Source organism: Rhodococcus sp. FG69, from assembly GCF_057808915.1.
Map to the genome: position 1 here is coordinate 62,205 of NZ_JBMDIX010000016.1, position 18,497 is coordinate 80,701.

Sequence of the window (18,497 nt, forward strand, 5' to 3'; positions counted from 1 at the left end):
CGTTCGCCGATCAGATCGCCGGAACGATGATGGTCGGGATTTCGGCGCGATGAAGGACCGCGCGACTGGTCGACCCTATGAACAGCGGCGAAATTGCACCGCGGCTGCGAGAGCCGACGACGATCAATTGAGCATCGGCGGCCATCTCGAGAACAACGCGTGATGGATAGTCCTCGATCGCACACGTCGAAACCTGTACTGCCGGATACTCGTTGCCCCACGCTCCGGCGACCTCGTCCATCCAGAGTTTCGCTGCGCCTGCGGGATCCAGATGAGGGCCCCACTGCACGAACTCGCCGAAGGACGTACCTGGATGGAGAGCGGTGAAGGCGTGGACCATCCTCAGGCTGACGTGTCGCCGTGCCGCCTGATCGAAAGCGACAGCGAGAACTGCATTGTCGTGTGGTGAATGGTCGAGCCCGACGACTATGGGGGCGGAGTCGGCGTCCACCTGGGTGGTGTCGAAATGCTCCGGGACGATGACCACCGGACAGCCGGCCTGCGCGGCGACGGCACTGCTGACCGAGCCGAGGACCGCGCGGGCAAGCCCTCCCAGACCGCGCGTACCGAGCGCGATCAGCCGAGCATCCGGGCCGTAACCGATGAGGGCCTCGGCCGGCGGAGTCGACACGAGAACGGTCTCGATAGCCAGGGAGCCCCCGGCCACGGACTGGGCGACCGCCTGGGCGGTAGCCAGTGCCGAACGGGCGTGTGCGCTCGATGCGCCACCGCTGAGACGCGGTGCGTTCGATTGTGTTCCGCCTGACGCAACTCCTGCGTAGACGAGCGTCAATGCTGTCCCGTGTGTAGCTGCGTCGGCGGCAGCCCATCTCACCGCGACCTCCGAAGGCACAGAGCCGTCGACGCCGACGATTGTCCGCTTTGTCGGTGCACTGTCCTCGCTGAACGCACTGTCCGTGTGGGTCATGCTTTCATCCTTTCGATGCCACGTGTAACCCGACCAGGGTCACCGGTCCGGATGCCGTAGTGCCGAGTCCCTGACACCGGTGACGAAATGCTCTGTGCCGGTCTCCCTACGTCAGCGTGCAATGAAGGTGCATCCACGCCGGATGCAGCAACAGCGGACGCCGACATCGCGTCGGCACCTGCCTGCGCCGAAGACAGGGAGAGATCATGATTCTGGCAAATCATCAGAGGGTCGTCGTGGGTGTCGACGGTTCACCGAACAGTGCCGCGGCCGCGCGCTGGGCAGCGAACGTGGCCGAGCGCTTGAACGCCCCGCTGCACATCGCCAGCGCCGTTCAGGAGCCGACGTTCTACATGGCCGAGTCGGCAATGGTCATTCCTGCCGAAGTGTGGGAGGAACAACGACACACCGCCGACAAGCTCGTCGCGGACTTGTCCACGGCCGTTCAGGAGGCGCATCCGTCTCTGTCGGTGACAACAGGGGTGGACACAACATCGGCAGCAGTGATGCTGGTCGAACATTCGCGGACGGCTCGCGTGGTGGTGGTCGGCAACTCCGGTACCGGACTGTTGGTCTCGACCCTGCTCGGAAGTACAGCGAAACGGACGGTCGACAAGGCTGATTGTCCAGTGGTCGTGTGGCGAGCAGGAGATGCAGCAGTCGACGCGCCGATCGTGGTCGGTGTCGACGGAAGCGCCACGAGTGCCGCGGCGGTCGAGTACGCCTTCGAACTTGCGGCCGGTCTTGGGCTCCCACTCATCGCTGCGCACACCTGGAATGCGTTCTCGCTCGGTGGCGGTGTGGCACTGCCCGGCTTGGTCGACTTGACCACGTTGGAGAACGAGGAGTCCGCTCTGTTGTCGGAGAGCCTCGCGGGGTGGTCACAGAAGTACCCCGAAGTCGCTGTCGAACATGTATTGAGGCAGGGGAGCGCCGCTCACCTGCTGGTCGACCTGTCGAGACAGTCGCAGTTGGTGGTGGTCGGCAGTCGAGGACGGGGGTCGGCAGCACAGGCTTTGCTGGGCTCGACGAGCAGCAACCTCGCTCACCACGCGCACTGCCCGGTGATGATCTGCCGAGGAAAGTGACCGTACTATCGCCTCAATTCGTACTGAGCTGGGCGGCTTTCGCAGCCAGCGACTGCCCCCACTGCTCGGCACGTTCGACTTCGTGTGCCTTCAGATTCGATTCTGCATCGACCAGAAAGCTCTCGGGAGGAGCGACGATGTCGAGATGAACACGACGGAGCTTTCGAGCGATCACCTTCGATGCGCGGCCGGTCAGGAACGGCGACTTGTCGATTCGAGTGTCGAACGCGGCCGCCAGTCCGTTGGGCGACGGAGCCAACGTGGACAACCATTCCCGTAGGCCCGCACTCGATGCTCCGGCTTCGAGGTGCACTGTGCTGTCCGGTCGCGATGCGGCCACGATCGCCGCATCGCGCGTTCGCAACCGACTCATCCCGTGCACGTGGGTAGGTCCACCGACGACGAGAAGAGCGTACGTAGCGATGTCACATTCTCGCGCATGGGATGCTGGTACGACATCGACAGTGCCGCTGTGTTGCAATCCCCTGGCAATGGCTTCGGCGATGAGTCTGGTATTGCCGTACATGGATTCATAGATCACCAACGTGTTCATGGTGTGCCTTTCAATCGATGACGTGAAGTCGGTTCTGAACTGTCTCGACGCCGCGCGCCTCTCGGGCTGCCCTGCAGATCTCGTCGCTTTCGGCGATGGAGCGAGCAGTGCCTTCGAGAATGACATTTCCACCGCCGTCGGTCGAGATAGAGATGTGCTGGGCAGCCACTCGCGCGGCGTGCTCGAGTACTGCCTCGACATGTCGGGCGACATGCTCCGCCGCGGCGCGGGGGCTGACCTCGATCATGTTGCTCACCTTGCGAACTCCGTGCACGTTCGCAGCCGAACTTTCGGCTGCGGCGCGTTGGAAGTCCCAGAGCACGATTCCGGTCAGGAACACACATCCGTGAGTGACTGTGGTGTGCACCGAGTCCGTCGGTACATCTGAATTTCTGTCCAGCTCTGTGGCTACGTCACGGGCGATATCGGTGTCGTTCACAGGGCCGACTTCGTTTCGAACATTCATTTCACGGGCGACTGCCGAGACCCCGGAAACTTTCCACGCGGCGCGTTCGGCAATCTCGATTTGCGAGAAGTCCGCGACCTCGCCGGAAAGCGTCACGCTGCCATCGGTCACGGCGAGCCCGATGTGAGTGGTGTCGAGCTCAGGGGCCCAATGCAGCTCCAGCTCGACGCGGGCCTTGATTTCTGCGTCGCTGATGTGTGTTGTCGTCATGATCCGATGGTCGGGCACGTCGCATTCGGTTCCAAGGGTCATTGGTCCCTCACACCGCAGCAGTGGTCACCCTGTCGTGTTCACTGATGGGCCGCGGTCACTCCTGCGGTAGACCGGGCCGTGCTCGCAGCCAGACCGGGTCCGACGGGATGAGAACGACAGATCATCAATGGGCTGTCCGAGTGGAAGAGAAGCTGATGCACCGTCCGTCCGGTGATTCCCAGGAGCGGTAGCCGATCGTGTTCCGGTGGGCCCACTACGGTCAGTTGGGCAGCCTTGGACAGTGACACAGCCAATGTTGCGAGTGCGCCGTCTTGGCTGATGGAATCGATTCGGACGTCGGGCGTCTGCGCTTGCCATCGAGTGATGCGCCGTTCCAGGCCGCCGTCCGTGTCGCCTGCTTCGTCGGAGGACGCGATGATCATCGAAGTTCTGCGAATCCGAGCTTCTGCGGTTGCTGCCTCGACTATCGAGTCCCACTCTTCCCATACGTCGTCCGTTCCGGCGAGCACGGCAACTACGGGCAGTGCGTTGTGCTCGTCGGTCGAGACTGCGGTGCGGTAAGACTTGATGATTGCTACCGGACACGGCGCGGTAGCTGCGAGTTCGGCCGCTGTCGATCCGAGGACAAGTGAGCCCAGCATGCCGATTCCTACCGAGCCGACCACCAACAGGCTCGCGGACACGGCTTCGTGGCGCAGCACGGATTCTGGGGTGCCCTGTCTGTAGACGGGTTCCACGACGGGAGAATTGGGTTCTTCGGCCGCAGCAGCCGCTGCTGCCAGCAACGCTGCGTTGCCGTAGTCGCGGTCCACGTCCGGGGCGCCGAAGACCGGATCCAGGTCGTGACGCGGCGCGACATGCACGATTCTCAGCGGTACCCGTCTCGCGGAAGCTTCCCGAACTGCCCACCGAACAGCATCCAGTGCTGCGGTCGAGCCGTCGGTTCCGACTACTACTGAGGAAGGCGTTTGCGCACTGGCCATGGTCGTCTCCGTTGGCTCTCGGTCGTATGTGGTGGTGTCGACTGCGACCGTACATACGGGGTAGTCGTCGCGGCTGACGCCGAACGTCCCTTCTTGAAGGGTCCAAGGTCCTTGCATCGCCGGGCGCGCCGTCCTCGCAGACAACAGGCAGAGAGAAGGGCGAAAGTTCTCCACGATCAAGGTCCACCGACCCTGCGGGCACCCCATCGGGCGGCGGAGAATGTGCACATTCTCCGCTGTCGGGATGGCCCGACCGGGCAGTCCGTCATCGATGTGAAGGGCAGTAACGAATGGGCTTCATCCGGGTGGTCGCCACCGACTTCGACGGCACCGTGACAGACGGTGGCGCAATGTCGGTGACAGTGTTGCACGCGCTCGATCGACTTCGTCAGGACGGCGTCGTTCGAATCTTGGTGACCGGCCGAATTCGAGTCGAACTACTCGCGGGTTTTCCGGACATCGAGAAGGCCTTCGACGCAATGGTCTTCGAGAACGGGGCCGTAACAGTGGTGGGTGGGCGAACCAGATTGTTGGCACCACCCGTGGACCGGGAAGTTGCGCTCGCGCTCGACGCGAAGCACATCCCCAATCGGCGTGGGGAAGTGTTGCTGGCAACCGACGCAGTCCATGCCGGCGACGTTCTCGATATCATCGGCAGTCGCGGATTGGACACGCAGATGATTCACAATCGCGGGCAACTGATGGTGCTTCCCGCAGGGGTCACCAAAGGAACAGGTCTCGCCGCAGTGCTGTCGGAAATGAACCTGTCCTCGCACAACACGATTGCAATCGGGGATGCTGAAAACGACATGGCGATGTTCGACGTGGCCGAAGTCGGTATCGCGGTCGCCAACGCGGTTCCCTCCGTACGTCGCCACGCAGACATGGTGCTGGGCGTGGCGAACGGGGTCGGGATCGCAAGTCTGGTGGCCGGTCCGTTCATGACCGGATCGGAACGGTGGTGTCCGCCTCGTCGTTGGATCGAGATCGGCTTCTACGACGACGATACTCCGACGAAAGTGCCTGGGAGTCAAGCGCGAATAGTCGTTTCCGGTGAGAGTGGTTGCGGGAAGAGTTATCTCGTCGGGCTCATGGCAGAACGGTGGATCGAGGCGGGATACTGTGTACTTGTGATCGACCCCGAGGGTGATCACGCGCCCTTGCATCAACTGCATCAGGTGCGTGTCGTCGACTCCCGCAGCGCCTTGCCCGAGCCCCGAGATCTGGTCGAGACCCTCCTTTCTCCTTGGTCCAGTGCTGTCGTCGATCTGTCGGCGCTACCGGAGGATCAGAAGCCGTCGTATATGCAACGGCTGCGGGTGGCCGCCGAGGTGCAACGTGAGGAGAAAGGATTTCCGCACTGGGTCGTGGTCGACGAAGCGCACCTTCTCCGCGAAGACGACGAAGAGCCATGGATGAGACGCGGAGGGTATCTTCTGTCGTCGTGGCGTCCGGGACTCATGCCCTCGGCCGACGTCGAGAAGTCGGACATTCTGATCAACTGTGTGGCACAAGCCCGTCCCGTCGAACGGGTGCCGAAGGCGTCGTGGCGAGCCAGCATACAATTCGGTTGGGCCGCACCGACATCGTTCTTCGTCGCCAGTCGACACACCACCCATGTGCGACATCGCCGAAAGTACGAGGACACCTCCTTGCCAGGGGACCGCTGCTTCTACTTCCGGAACACCGGCGACGGCCCCGCAGTCGCCGAGAACATCGCGCAATTCCGAATGCACCTGAGCCGACTGAACTCCGAAGTGTTGGAGTATCACCTGGAGCGACGAGATTTTTCGCGGTGGCTCGAAGGCACGATCGGTGATCGCGAGTTGGCATCGCAGGTTGCCGAATGGGAGGACCAACTGCAGGCCCACCGAGCAGCCGATCTCGAACGAATACGACGCCATGTCCTCACCGCCGTCGAAGAGCGCTACCTCTGAGGCTGCAGCGTCGATTGCGGGACGTTGGTCCTTGTATTGCAGACGGATGGCCCTCCTTCACGCGCGGTGACCGGCATAGCCTTTCAAAGCAATCACATCGAACTCGGTGACGCCCTGCGTCGCGAGGTCGGAGCCGTCACGATGCGCATTGAGAGAGAGCTATGAACGATACAGGTGAACGGGTACTACCGGTTGTCGTAGGCATCGACAGTTCCGACGGATCGCGGGCAGCCGCGTGTTGGGCGGCAACATATGCCCGACTGATCGATGCTCCTCTCCGGTTGGTTCACGTTGTCCCGGATGGAGATTGGTACGGTTCGGCAGCATTCGTCGATGGCGGGGCTCTGGAAGACGATCTTCGACGAGCCGGCCACGAGTATCTCGCACGCGCGTCAGCGGAGGCAACGGCTGCCGCGCCCGGCGTTGTCGTCGAGGAAGTCAGCGCAGATGGAACCTTGCCTGAAGTCCTCGCGGCGATTCCCTCGAAACTGGTGGTACTCGGTACTCCGCGGACGAATGCAGCTCGAGACCTACTTCTCGGCAGCAACACCATTCGTGTTGTCAACCACGTGCAGAGCCCAGTGCTGGTCTGGCGATCGGCTGCCGGGTCGGGCAGCGACCTGCGACCCATCGTGGTCGGGGTGGACGGCAGCAGCGAGTCAGATCGGGCATTTTCCACCGCACTCGACATGGCGCACACGCTCGGTGCGCCGCTTGTCGGGGCAAACTACTGGGGGCTCGCCGCGCAGACCGGCGTCGGTTTCGCCGGCATCGGATTCGCGGCCGGTTACATCGACTGGGACAAGGTTCGTACCGAAGAAAAGCTCTGGTTGGACACACACGTCTCCGCGATGCGCGACAAGTTCCCGGACGTGAAGCTGTCGACCGTGAGCGCGAGTTCGTCACCAGCGCGAGGGTTGCAGGCGCTGTCGTCCAAGGCCCTGATCGTTGCGGTCGGGTCTCGTGGCCGTGGCACCCTGCGCGGTGCGGCGCTGGGGTCGGTGAGCCAGAATCTCCTGCATCACGCTGAATCTGCGGTGTTGATCGTTCGTTGATCACGCGCGCGGCGGCGTCGCGTGATGCGGTCGGCGAACTCGTCCACGAGGGTCTTGCCCACGAGGAGGCTTGTGACCACGACACTTGCACTGACAGCTGTCACGATCACCCCAACCGGGGTTTCCGCGATCCGGGTCGCCACATCTTTGATCATGATTCGCGACCCATGACGGCTGGTACCACGATGACGGGTATGTCGACGTGATGCAGCACGGCGCGGCTGGTCGATCCGATGCGCAGTGGTGGGATGGCTCCGCGGCTGCGGGCGCCGACAACGACCAGTTGGGCATCACGTGCGTTGTTCAACAAGGCTTGGGACGGGCGCTCTGTCGCGATGTGTGTCGTGAAGTCGACTGAGGCGTACTTCTCTCCCCACGTCGCGAGGAGTCGGTCGATCCATCGTTTCGGTCCGCTTGTGGGGTCCAGGCGGGGACCGTACTCGACATATTCACTGAAAAGTGCTGCAGGGTCCGTTTTTTCGCAAGCATGCACTGCGCGCAGAGATGCGCCCAGGTGTGATGCTTGATCGAAAGCCGTTCCGAGCACTGCATCGTCGTTCGATGAATGGTCGAGGCCCACGACGACCGGACCTGCCCCAGGACCGGGTGATCGGACCGCGTAGTTCTCCGGAATCACTGCAATTGGGCACCGGGCGTGAGCGGCGACGACGCTGCTGACCGAACCGAGCACTGCACGAGCCACCGCGCTCTGTCGACGCGAGCCCAGGACGAGCATTCGCGCAGATTCGGAGTAGCGGATGAGAGTTTCGGCCGGGGGTGCGCTCTCGAGGACAATCCGGACGTCGAGGTCGTCATCCACAGCGGAGCGTGCGATGGCCCGTGCGGTCGCGAGAGCCTCTCGCGCGTGTGCGCGTGCGTTCGTCGTCGTGCCGGCGCGAAGATTGACTGCGGCAGAAAGTGATGTGCCACTCTTCCCGACACCCGCATAGACGAGCAGCATGGGCGTCTTTCGGGCGGCAGCGTCGGTGGCTGCCCACCTGACTGCGTTGTGAGCGGAAGCCGAGCCGTCTACGCCGACGACAGTCGTGGACTCGAGGTCGGAAACAGGATCGATCATGGCTCCATCGTGCGGTGCCGTGCTGACCGAGAATAGGGACTTTTGGCACTGACCGACCACGACGGCGCGGTGCACAGTCGAAGTCATCGTTCGACAACAGGAGGATCGACATGAATGGAAACATCACATCCCATAGATCCACGATCACCGAGCTCGAGAACGTGCTCACCGAGATACTGATCGTGGCGGGCATCGCGGCCGTCGGGATCTGTCTCACTGTCTTCGCATCGGGAATGACCGGGTGGGGTGTAGTTGTAGGCGCGTCCGCACTTGCGATGTTCGTTCTCGCCGTCGTCACCTTCCGGGCAGCACGACACGGCCGAACAGGTTCCTCCTAGATGCGTTGATTCACATCGTCACAACTGCTGCCCCGGCGAACCGCCCGTGTCGAAGATCGCGAAGCGCGGTGGGAATCTGGTCGAACGCGTACGACGTGGTCGCGATCTGGATTCTGTCTCTTTCGCACCGCGCGAGGAATTCGCGGGCGTCGTCACGGGTGTTCGACTCGACGCTACGTAGTCGCTTCTCGTGAAAGAGATGCTGTTGGTAGTTCAGAGCAGGAATGTCGGACATGTGAATTCCGGCCAAGACTGCGGTTCCGCCGGATTCGAGCGCTTCGAGCGCACAAGGCACCAGCGTTCCGACGGGCGCGAACACGATCGCCGAATCGAGGCGCTCGGGTGGTGCGTCGTATGCTCCCTGCACGGAGGCCGCCCCCAACGATTCTGCCAGGGTCTGTGCGGCGGGGTCGCGGGTCATGACGTGCACGCGGGCACCGTCCGACATGGCGAGCTGCGCAACGATATGTGCACTCGCTCCGAACCCGTACAACCCGAGGCTGCCACCACGCGGGACGTCGGCGGCCGCGAGAGCGCGATAGCCGATGATGCCCGCGCACAACAACGGTGCCAGTTCGACCGTGCTGTACCCGCGCGGCAGTGTCAGGGCGTAGTCGGCGGGAACCAGGGTGAAGTCGGCAAAGCCCCCATCTCGGTCCCACCCGGTGTACAACGAAGCACGACATAGGTTCTCACGTCCGCTCGAACAGTAGATGCACGATCCGCAGGTCGATCGCAGCCACGCGGCGCCCACTACGTCACCCACACGGTGACGCGTGAGGGTTCCGGGTCCGACAGCAACGACGGTGCCCACTATCTCGTGTCCCGGCACGACATTGGGGTGGTGAACCGGCAGGTCGCCCTCGATCACGTGCAGGTCGGTACGGCACACGGCGCACGCGTCGACGGCAAGGAGCAGTTCCCCGGTGTCGGGTCGGGGAGTGGGTTCGTCGGACAGCATGAGCGGGCTGTCATCCACCGAACAGGGCTGCGTCACACGCCAGGCTTTCATCTGTGCAGCCTCGGGGAGTTTCGGCGCCGGTACCAGGGTCGAAGGTCACCGCGAATCCGGTGCGCTGCGAGTACTTCTCCTCTGGTAGTGCGACTCGCGAGGGGGCGACACTGAAGTCACGGTGAGCATTGTCGAGTGGTCACCACCGTGAACGGGAGGACGACGATGACGGTGCTGGCCAATCATCGAAGGATCGTAGTGGGCGTGGACGGTTCGGCGAATTCGCTCGGTGCAACTCAGTGGGCCGCTTCGGTGGCCTCACGGCTGAACTTGCCTCTGCACATCCTGTGCGCGATGGAATTCACGCTCTCCGCATACCGCGAATTCGACTTGTCGAGCGCCGGCGACTGGGACGGACGGATGCTGGCCGCATCGGGTGCGATCGCCAACGAGGCGGAGAAGGTTGCGTTGGCCTGGTGCCCCGATATCGAGGTCAGCACCGAGATATCGGGCGACTTCGTGGCCCGTGCTCTGCTGAACGCGTCGGATCACGCTCGGCTACTGGTCGTGGGGCAATCAGGGCTGGGTTCGGTGGGTGGTGCCCTGGTCGGATCCACGACCCAATACGTGGTCGACCAAGCGGGTTGCCCTGTCGTCGTGTGGAGAGGTGCGGTGGGCGACGAACCAGGGCGTGGTCCGGTCGTCGTCGGGGTCGACGGCAGCGAGCTGAGCACCCAGGCTGTCGACGAGGCATTCGGCTTCGCAGCGGCCTTCGGAGCTCCTGTCATTGCGGTGCACACGTGGAGCGGCGTGTTGACGGCGGGAGTATTCAAGATTCCGTTGATGCTCGACTGGGACGCGGTGAAGGCCGCAGAAGCAGCCGTGCTGGCCGAAGGTCTGGCTGGAAAGAGCGAACAATATCCCGAGGTGGCCGTACAACGGATACTGCGCGATGCCAACCCAGCCGGAACGTTGATGCACGTCTCCGATGCCGCGCAGCTCATCGTCGTCGGCAGTAGGGGCCACAGCGGGCTTCTCGGTGCACTGGCTGGTTCGACCAGCCGGAACCTTCTTTACCACGCGAAGGTTCCGGTCATGATTTGCCGCGCGCCACGAATCTGAGCAGCTGATATGCGCCGGTGTGGAGACGAAGGAGGGTGGCGACGATGAGCGGAGCGATCATGCAATTCTGGTTGGCTCGCGCGCCGTGGAGTAAGCATCCACTGGTCCGGCGAAGTGACCGTCGCGACAGCGCTGTCGCTGTCCTCGCGGTGGTCTTTTCGCTGCTTCTTGTTCCGATGGCAGCGACCTTCGGCTCCGTGACGTATTCCGATGTGAACACGCGTGCTGCGCAAGAACGGGCGACCGCGACACAAACCCTGGCAACTGTGACCGGCCTACCGCTACAGCGGGATTCGATGCAGGAACCAGCCGTGCCCGTGCGTGCGTCGGCTCCTGCGACGTGGACAGCGCCGGATGGTGGCGAACGCTCGGGGAGCGTCCAAGTCGATTCCGATGCCGTGGTCGGTGACACTGTGCTGATCTGGATCGACTCTCGAGGCGAGCAGCTTCCGGCGCCGACGACCGGCGTGGAGGCTGCGGGTATCGGAGTGGTTGTCGCGCTGGCCGTGTGGTTCACCGGATCGGTGATTGCGTGGGCGGGCGTCGTTGCGATGTGGAGATTGGGTAACCGTCAGCGAATGCGCCAGTGGGAAACCGATTGGTCCACTTTCGACGAGCAACACGGTCGAAATATCGAATGGTAATGCTGCACTGGAGAGGTCGAGGAAAAGGAGTGTTGAATGTTCCAACGAAACCCAGGTAGCTGGAACGAGATGTGTCGACGCGATCGCAGCGTGGTCCTCGTGCTGGCAGCGATCCAATTCGCGCTTGCCGCCGCGGCATGGGCCGACCTCGCACGACGTGGACGCGATCAAATACTGGGAAGCAAGCGAATCTGGGCACTGGTGATCTGCGTCAACTTCGTCGGACCGCTTGCATACTTCGTGTTCGGCCGACGGCGTACTCCGCTGCCGCCGTCGATCGATGACCAAGAAAATGATGAAGACAATGCAACCGATGTCGAGGAATCGGCACACGGGACCGGTGGTGGGGTGATCGGTGGCGAAGCCCCTGATTCTCGGGTGCAGATTCAGTCGGAGACGATCACGATCGATGTTCCCGACAGCGAGTCACCGGTCGTGTTTCCGGTGACGACGGCATCGGTGCGCGGGACGGTGCAGGCTGCGGTGATCGGGGAGTACGGCCCAGTCGGAGGAACTGCGCCCGAGGGAATCGCTCTGCGGTCGGCAGTGGTCGCGCGGTGGCCGCAAGCGCGCGTGTTCGAGCGTCGGAGTACGGGCGACCGGGGTGCAGATCCGCGAGGCTACGATCCCTTCTACGTCGAATTGGATGCAGATGGGTGCCGACATGAGGTGCAATCGAGTGAGGTGTCGGCCTTGTTGGGTGAGGACGGCCGTCGGACATCGAATGCGATCGTCGACTGAGAAGATCGCGAGCACAGAGCACGAACTTTCGACTGCGTCGCCGCCCGGCTGATCATGGGCGGCGACGCTTTCATGTTGTCGACATGCACTCGTTCAGTGGACAGCGGATTCCATGGTGGACGGTGTTGTGCGAGGCTGTGCGCCCTCCTCCGACGCGCCCTCCTCCAACGACAGTGGGCCACGAACCACTGATCTCCACTGTGCGTATGCAGCCTCCACCGATTCCGTGACGGTGTGGGAGCAATCGATACCGGCAGCGGTGGGCCATGCTTTCCTGGTCCGCGCCATTGCGTCGTAGACCTCGCGGGTTGCGTCGGACACATGGGATTTCCGAGTTTCGATCCGGTGCAGAGAGGTCGCTGCCGGTGCTGAACATTCCAGTTCGACAAGTTCGGCGCAGCTCATCGCCGCAACCAGTCGCGCGCGCTCTCGCATGCTGGGGTCGGACCACGAAGCGTCGACGATCACCGAACGGCCCGCTGCCAGTTCGGTCCGTGCCCGTTGCAGCAATTCGGCGTAGGCATGGTCGGTCATGCTGGGTGTGTACAAACCATGTCCCACTGCCGCGGGATGTGGATCGGACGGCTCGAACCCGGCGAGTTCCTTTCGGACGACGTCACTGGAAAGGACAACTGCGGCAACTTTGTCCGCCAGTGCTGTCGCGAGAGTCGATTTTCCAGTGCCCGGAAGCCCGCCGATCAAGGTCAACGTCACCGTCGCCGCCTCCAGATGCTTCAGGGCCAGCTGGGCGTGGTCCGATGCGTCGGCTTTCGACTCGGAGCAACCCTGCAGTGCACGGATGCATGCGACTTTGGCTCGCATCGTCGCTCGGTACGCGATGTAGTGATCCACGAGTGACGCAGGTGGAGCATCGCACGCGGCCTCGAGGTAGGCGTCGAGGAAGGCGTGTGCTGCGTCCGGTCGATGATGGTATTCGAGATCCATTGCAAGACATGCAGCGTCATCGATTCCGTCCAGGTAGCGCAGGGAATCGTCGAAGTCGAGGCAGTCGAGTATTCGAGGGCCGTCGGGCATACAGAATATGTCGTCGGCGAGAAGGTCTCCGTGGCCGTCCACCACATGCCCAGTAGCGATTCGAGCGTCGAAGAGAGCGCCGCGGCCGTCGATGTACCGCGCGCTTCGCACCTCGATGGCGTCGAGAACAGTGTCATCGATGATGCCGGGGGACAATGCCCGGAGTTCGTGCAGGTTCGCATGCCAGCGACCGCGAAGAGCTTCGCGGGTGCCTTCATGACTGATCGTCTCGTTGCGGGGGCTATGCAAATGGACGGAGGCGACGATGCGTGCAATGTCGGACAGATAGTCGGTCAGGTCGGTCCCAGCGGCCGCAAGGGTCGACAATTTTGCGCTGTCCGGGAGTCTGCGCATCTTCAGAAGAGGTTCAGCGGGGCCACCGGCGGGATCGGTCAGTTCGGCGATACCCATGTAGACCTCCGGCGCGAATCGACAGTTCAAGGTGTACTCGCGATCGAGAGCCGACCATCGAGAATCCACGGAGCTGAAGTCCAGAAAGTCGGTTCGAACCGACTTCTTCTTCTTGTACGCAACTGTGTCGAGTAGGAACACATATGCCGAATGTGTTTCGCGGACGACAGCCGAACCTGTTGCCTTGTAGTGGGAGTCGGTCCCCTCTGGAGTTGGCTGGTCGAGTTCGGTCATGGAAAAGCCTCCGTACGGGGTCGCCGACTGTTGCTGGCACACGCTACGACGGTCCAGCCGAGGGCACAGCTGACCTAGGTCACCTGTATCGGGGACGTAAGTCAGGCGTGTGGACGGCGCACGGAGAGTTCGATGAAGACTGGGTGTGAAGCGAAGCGTCGGAGAAACGACCCGTGGATCGGAGCGGTCTGCGCCGGATTCAGCACCTCGACCACGGAAGGAACGACCTATGAACGACCTGGACGATCGGCAGATGGCGATCTACGTAGGGATCGATGGATCCGACGATGCCCTGCAGGCGTGCGCGTGGGCTGCGGACTACGCTGCCATGACTGACATTCCCATCGTTCTGGTGCACGGTTTGCCGGACGTCGAGTGGTACATCGTCGCCGCAGCAGTGGCGAGCGAAGATATCCTTCTCGGGCAGCTGAACACGATCGGTCGCGAAGCGCTGAATGCTGCCGAAACCCTCGTACGCCGGCATGCCCCAACCGTGAGTGTGGACACCGTCATCACTCGCAAACCCATCGCTACCTTCATGGCATCGGCGTCGAAGACCGCGTCCTTGGTGGTACTCGGCAGCAGCAAACACAATGCGATCAGCGATCTCGTACTCGGCGGCAATACGATCAAGATCTGCAATGCCGCGAAGTCACCGGTGTTGGTGTGGCGGAGCAAGCACCCGCACGAGTCCCGGAGCGAGGGTCGGCGGCCGGTCGTGGTTGGAGTGGACGAGTCCGAGGAGTCCAGGCAGGCAGTGTTGACGGCGTTCGAATACGCTCGCGCGTTCGACGCACCGCTCATTGCCGTGAACGTGTGGCAGATAGTCGGAGAAGTGGGACTCGGTTACAGTGGCGCCGTCGTCGACTGGGAACGGATTCGTGCGGAACGGATTCGGACACTTCGCGAACTCGTGGGTCCGCTACACGAGAAGTTTCCAGACGTGGACACCACGCTGCGGTCGGTCGAGGGTTCTGCTGCGAAGCATCTTTGTGCGCTGTCGGCAGACGCTCGTCTCGTGGTCGTCGGTAGTGGCGCTCACTCCAAATTGCTCGGTTCAGTGCTCGGTTCGGTCAGTCAGAATCTGATCCACCACTCTCTGTGTCCGGTGCTGGTGAATCACTGAATCTTGTTGTGCGGAAGAATCACTTCCCGGTCATGACCAGACGATGACACCGTCGTATTCGGCCGAGACGTGGTCCCGACGTGCCACGAGGCCCTAGCGTAGGGGTCGTAGCCAGCACCTACGAACAGGAGAAACGAAGTGAATCAGCTGACTCCCTACCTTTGCGTCGCAGACTGCCGAGCCGCGATCGACTGGTACATCGCCGCGCTGGGCGCCGAGGTCACCTACGAGCCGATCGTGATGGACGACGGTCGAATCGGCCACTGCGAGCTTGCGATCGGCGACGCGCGCTGGATGATGTCCGATCAGTTCGACTCGGCTGGAGTGGCCGCCCCCGACCCGACTCGTGGGGCGGCGGTGACGCTACATCTGATGGTCGCCGACGTCGACGCATCTGCAGCACGAATAGCCGCGACCGGGACGACAATGGTGCGCGGCCCCGAGGACAGTCCGCCCGCCGGCCGGGTGGCCGTGTTCGTCGATCCGTTCGGCCACCGCTGGTTTCTGAACCAGACGGCTCCGTGAAATCAGAGGGTTCCGTGAACTGGACTCACTCGACCAGCGTCGAAACGATTCGCCGAAGGTGTGCCAGGTCGTCCGCGGACAGCGTCGAAAACGAGGCCGGTGGCGCCGCGAGAGCGCGGTCTGCGCGTTGGGCGACCTCCCGTCCCTGATCGGTCAGCTCGACGAGGCGTCGACGCCGGTCCTGGGGGTCCTCGGTCCGCAGCAGGTAGCCCTGAGATTCCAACTCGCGCAGCATGATCGAGATGTACGGCGGATCCGAACCGATCAGTTTCGCGAGTTCGCCCGCCGACAGGGGGCCTGTCTGCAGTCTTCGCAACACTTTGCACTTGAAGAAGCTGATGCCGGTGGCAGTCACGACAGCTCCGTGCGGATCGGCTCTGTCGAACACGAGGGTCCGGATATCCGACCAGATGTCCTCTGCGCTCACGAGACCAACTCCGGCGCCCGGTCTGCGACGCGCTGTGCGGTTCCCCGTGCCCAATGGCCGGTCGTCAGCACCGCGAGTACCAGCACGGTCACACCCGCGGCCAGCATCACGAACCACGCAGGTTGGGCCGCGTCGACGAAACCGTCCTCGAAGCTGCCTACCAATCCGGCGGTGACGATCGAGCCCACTACCGCGACGCCGAGTGATTGCCCGACCTGTCGGCTCGTCGAGGCGATCGCCGACGCTACTCCCGCCTGGCTGCGCGGCATTCCCGATACGGCTGTGTTCGTGATCGGAGCATTGACCATGCCGAAGCCTATCCCGAAGACGATGTACGACAACGCAAGCCACATGAATGAGGTGTCGGGACCCAACTGCGTCAACATGATCGACGACACGGTCAACCCGACGCCTGCCACCACGAGCGAGAACCGCGGTCCGCGGGAGCCGGTGATCCGCCCGGAGATCGGAGCGAAGACGAGTGTCATCAATGCCATCGGTAGGGTGTACAGCCCGGCATGCAACGGCGAAAAGCCGCGCACATCTTGCAGATACAGCGTGTTGAGGAACAGGAAGCCGCCGAGAGACGCGAACGCGCACACAGCGATTACCGTTGCTCCGGAGAACGGAACGGAGCGGAAGAATCCCAGTTCGACCAGCGGCTCCTTCTGTCGTGATTCCACGTAGAGGAACCCGAGAAGCGACAGAACAGCAATAGAGGCCGACGCGAGGATCACCGTCGACGACCATCCCTCTGCAGGCGCCTCGATGATCGTGAAAACCAGGCTCGCGAGCAGCACGATCATCAGGACTTGGCCGACCGGGTCGAAGCGGCGTGCGTGCGCTGCTTTCGACTCGGGCACGAACTTCCAGGTCATGAACAGCGCGACCAGCCCGATCGGGACGTTCACCCAGAAGATCGACTGCCATCCTGCCGAGGTGACGAGTGCCCCACCTATCAGCGGACCGCCGGCCATGGAGATGCCGACGACGCCGCCCCAGACGCCGATGGCCCCGGCTCGCTCCTTGGGATCGGTGAAGGTATTGGTGATGATCGACATCGCGACGGGGTTCATCATCGAACCGCCGACGGCTTGCAGCGTCCGGAAGGCAACAAGCCATCCCAGCGACGGTGCAACGCTGCACAGTAGCGATCCCAGCACGAACGTTGCGGTGCCGATCATGAAGAAGCGCTTGCGGCCGAACCGATCCGCACTCGAACCGCCGAGCATCAACAACGCGGCGAGCACGAGTGTGTACGCATCGATGATCCACTGCAGGCCGGCGACCGATGCGTTCAGATCGGCGCGGATCGAGGGAAGCGCGACATTGACGATCGTGTTGTCGATGCTGACGAGGAACAGGCTCGAGCAACAGATCGCCAACACGAGATAGCGGCGGTGCTTGGTCAACTCATCCACGGCGATCCTAATGCTTGTAGTTCTACAACTATTAGCTCAAGTATGTAACTGGAGTCCGCAGGCGCGCAACCTCGAGGATCAGTGTCCGAGTGCGTCGACGCCGTTGACCAGGACCACAGCACCCAAAGTGACGACGAGAAGCGAAGCGATGACGCCGACGGTGCGAGTCGCCCTCAGGCTCACCGATGCGCCGAAGAGTGAACCCACCCCCGCCAGGAGGAGTTGCCAGGAGAGGGAGGACGCGCCGACCGCGACGACGAACACGGCCGCCCCGACCCACGAACCGCCGGAGACCGTCACAGCGCCGGAGAGCGCGACGAAATACACCAGGGTGATCGGGTTGATCGCGGTGAGTCCGACGAAACGGGCGAATGCCCTAGCCGCAGAGACTCGGTCGATCTCCTCAGCTGCTCGCTGACGCTGCTTCAGCCCCTGACGCAGCTGCCTGATTCCGATGGCAACGATCAACACTCCCGACGCGAGCAGAAAGGCTCCGCGATGATCATCGATTGCGCGACTGAATGTCGCGCCGGTCAGCGTAGCGACGGTGCAATAGGCGACGTCGACCGTTGCTACTCCCGCCGCCGCCGAGGCCCCCACCCGGAACCCGTTGACCAGCCCCTCGCGCAGTAACAGCGCCGCGATTGCGCCCATCGGCATGGCAATGCCGAGACCGGCAAGGACGCCTGCGGCTGCCGGGGTCCATATGTCATTCACCATGTGACCACTGTGCGGAGTCGACTTCGAGGGCGCCGACGGAATCGCGGCCCAGCAGTTAATCTACTGGCTATGGATAGCGTAGACGAGCATATTCTCGGGCTTCTACGGGAGAATGCCCGGTGTTCGTTCAGTGAGCTCGGCCGTATGGTCGGACTCAGCACCAACGCCACGGCTGCGCGGGTTCGAAAGCTGGAGAACGAGGGCGTGATCCTCGGCTACACCCTTCTCGAAGGGCAGAGCGCAGGCGGTCCTCGTGGCGGCCTCGAGGTATTCATCGACGTCCGCCTCGATCCAGCGATCGACTACGACACCTTCACCACGCGGATCGAGCTCGTGCGTCAGGTCGTCGAGGCAATCCACATGACCGGCCCGTACGACTACCTGTTGCGGGCGTACGTCCCCGATACCGGTGCGTTGGATCTGCTGCTACGCCGACTCAAGAGCGAGTGTGGAGCCGCACAGACACAGACACGAGTTGCGCTGCGCGCCCGCTGACCCTG

Annotated in this window: 20 protein-coding genes; 10 read left to right on the forward strand and 10 right to left on the reverse strand. The window is 62.8% G+C overall.

Features of this window, described 5'->3' with window-relative positions; translation table 11 throughout:
* Positions 1–10: 10 nt before the first annotated feature.
* Entirely contained in the window at positions 11–928 is a 918-nt protein-coding gene (locus ACODSO_RS14345; RefSeq protein WP_068370856.1) for a universal stress protein, read from the reverse strand.
* Positions 929–1,134: 206 nt separating this feature from the next.
* Here ACODSO_RS14345 and ACODSO_RS14350 point away from each other — a divergent pair, with 206 nt between their 5' ends.
* A complete protein-coding gene (locus ACODSO_RS14350) occupies positions 1,135–2,016 on the forward strand; it encodes a universal stress protein (RefSeq protein ID WP_068370853.1) in 882 nt (293 codons plus the stop codon).
* 13 nt (positions 2,017–2,029) lie between these two features.
* Here ACODSO_RS14350 and ACODSO_RS14355 read toward each other — a convergent pair whose 3' ends face one another.
* The 3 genes from ACODSO_RS14355 to ACODSO_RS14365 form a co-directional block, all read right to left on the reverse strand.
* Positions 2,030–2,569 carry a flavodoxin family protein gene (locus tag ACODSO_RS14355; protein ID WP_068370850.1) on the reverse strand — a complete coding sequence of 180 codons (540 nt, stop codon included), beginning with the start codon at positions 2,567–2,569 and terminating at the stop codon, positions 2,030–2,032.
* Positions 2,570–2,579: 10 nt separating this feature from the next.
* Positions 2,580–3,245 carry a BON domain-containing protein gene (locus ACODSO_RS14360; protein WP_197480638.1) on the reverse strand — a complete coding sequence of 222 codons (666 nt, stop codon included), beginning with the start codon at positions 3,243–3,245 and terminating at the stop codon, positions 2,580–2,582.
* Between the two features lie 80 nt (positions 3,246–3,325).
* Positions 3,326–4,231, reverse strand: a complete 906-nt coding sequence (locus ACODSO_RS14365) for a universal stress protein (RefSeq protein WP_197480637.1) — start codon at positions 4,229–4,231, stop codon at positions 3,326–3,328.
* 290 nt (positions 4,232–4,521) lie between these two features.
* Between ACODSO_RS14365 and ACODSO_RS14370 the strand changes: the two genes are divergently transcribed.
* Positions 4,522–6,168 carry an HAD family hydrolase gene (locus ACODSO_RS14370; protein WP_489037441.1) on the forward strand — a complete coding sequence of 549 codons (1,647 nt, stop codon included), beginning with the start codon at positions 4,522–4,524 and terminating at the stop codon, positions 6,166–6,168.
* 161 nt (positions 6,169–6,329) lie between these two features.
* Positions 6,330–7,223: a universal stress protein gene (locus ACODSO_RS14375; protein WP_068370839.1), complete on the forward strand. Its 894-nt coding sequence runs from the start codon at positions 6,330–6,332 to the stop codon at positions 7,221–7,223.
* A gap of 151 nt (positions 7,224–7,374) precedes the next feature.
* Here the strand turns inward: ACODSO_RS14375 and ACODSO_RS14380 are convergent, their stop codons facing one another.
* Positions 7,375–8,301, reverse strand: a complete 927-nt coding sequence (locus tag ACODSO_RS14380; RefSeq protein ID WP_068370874.1) for a universal stress protein — start codon at positions 8,299–8,301, stop codon at positions 7,375–7,377.
* A gap of 110 nt (positions 8,302–8,411) precedes the next feature.
* On the opposite strand from ACODSO_RS14380, the gene ACODSO_RS14385 reads away from it, so the two are divergent.
* Positions 8,412–8,639: a hypothetical protein gene (locus tag ACODSO_RS14385; protein WP_068370833.1), complete on the forward strand. Its 228-nt coding sequence runs from the start codon at positions 8,412–8,414 to the stop codon at positions 8,637–8,639.
* A 10-nt stretch (positions 8,640–8,649) separates the two neighbouring features.
* Here the strand turns inward: ACODSO_RS14385 and ACODSO_RS14390 are convergent, their stop codons facing one another.
* Positions 8,650–9,651 (reverse strand): zinc-dependent alcohol dehydrogenase family protein, encoded by a 1,002-nt coding sequence (locus tag ACODSO_RS14390; RefSeq protein ID WP_068370831.1) that lies wholly within the window; start codon positions 9,649–9,651, stop codon positions 8,650–8,652.
* Between the two features lie 135 nt (positions 9,652–9,786).
* Here ACODSO_RS14390 and ACODSO_RS14395 point away from each other — a divergent pair, with 135 nt between their 5' ends.
* From ACODSO_RS14395 to ACODSO_RS14405, 3 genes are read left to right on the forward strand one after another with little or no spacing between them, the layout of a single operon-like run.
* The gene (locus tag ACODSO_RS14395; protein ID WP_156520231.1) at positions 9,787–10,713 is read left to right on the forward strand and encodes a universal stress protein; all 927 of its coding nucleotides are present in this window, start codon (positions 9,787–9,789) and stop codon (positions 10,711–10,713) included.
* 44 nt (positions 10,714–10,757) lie between these two features.
* Positions 10,758–11,357, forward strand: a complete 600-nt coding sequence (locus ACODSO_RS14400) for an Rv1733c family protein (RefSeq protein WP_068370825.1) — start codon at positions 10,758–10,760, stop codon at positions 11,355–11,357.
* Between the two features lie 36 nt (positions 11,358–11,393).
* Entirely contained in the window at positions 11,394–12,098 is a 705-nt protein-coding gene (locus ACODSO_RS14405) for a PLD nuclease N-terminal domain-containing protein (protein ID WP_082897636.1), read from the forward strand.
* 93 nt (positions 12,099–12,191) lie between these two features.
* Here ACODSO_RS14405 and ACODSO_RS14410 read toward each other — a convergent pair whose 3' ends face one another.
* Positions 12,192–13,778, reverse strand: coding sequence for a bifunctional aminoglycoside phosphotransferase/ATP-binding protein (locus ACODSO_RS14410; protein WP_068370819.1), 1,587 nt, complete (start codon positions 13,776–13,778; stop codon positions 12,192–12,194).
* Between the two features lie 229 nt (positions 13,779–14,007).
* Here ACODSO_RS14410 and ACODSO_RS14415 point away from each other — a divergent pair, with 229 nt between their 5' ends.
* Together ACODSO_RS14415 and ACODSO_RS14420 are read left to right on the forward strand one after the other, a co-directional pair.
* Positions 14,008–14,904, forward strand: a complete 897-nt coding sequence (locus ACODSO_RS14415; RefSeq protein WP_082897635.1) for a universal stress protein — start codon at positions 14,008–14,010, stop codon at positions 14,902–14,904.
* A gap of 138 nt (positions 14,905–15,042) precedes the next feature.
* Complete coding sequence (locus tag ACODSO_RS14420; protein WP_068370816.1) at positions 15,043–15,429, forward strand: VOC family protein; 387 nt, start codon at positions 15,043–15,045, stop codon at positions 15,427–15,429.
* A 25-nt stretch (positions 15,430–15,454) separates the two neighbouring features.
* Here the strand turns inward: ACODSO_RS14420 and ACODSO_RS14425 are convergent, their stop codons facing one another.
* The 3 genes from ACODSO_RS14425 to ACODSO_RS14435 form a co-directional block, all read right to left on the reverse strand.
* On the reverse strand, positions 15,455–15,856 hold the full coding sequence (locus tag ACODSO_RS14425; protein WP_068370813.1) for a MarR family winged helix-turn-helix transcriptional regulator: 402 nt from the start codon (positions 15,854–15,856) through the stop codon (positions 15,455–15,457).
* On the reverse strand, positions 15,853–17,277 hold the full coding sequence (locus ACODSO_RS14430) for an MFS transporter (protein WP_489037442.1): 1,425 nt from the start codon (positions 17,275–17,277) through the stop codon (positions 15,853–15,855). The genes ACODSO_RS14425 and ACODSO_RS14430 overlap by 4 nt, the downstream gene beginning before the upstream one ends.
* 78 nt (positions 17,278–17,355) lie before the next feature.
* On the reverse strand, positions 17,356–17,997 hold the full coding sequence (locus ACODSO_RS14435) for a LysE family transporter (protein ID WP_068370808.1): 642 nt from the start codon (positions 17,995–17,997) through the stop codon (positions 17,356–17,358).
* A gap of 69 nt (positions 17,998–18,066) precedes the next feature.
* On the opposite strand from ACODSO_RS14435, the gene ACODSO_RS14440 reads away from it, so the two are divergent.
* The gene (locus ACODSO_RS14440; RefSeq protein WP_068370805.1) at positions 18,067–18,492 is read left to right on the forward strand and encodes an Lrp/AsnC family transcriptional regulator; all 426 of its coding nucleotides are present in this window, start codon (positions 18,067–18,069) and stop codon (positions 18,490–18,492) included.
* Positions 18,493–18,497 lie beyond the last annotated feature (5 nt).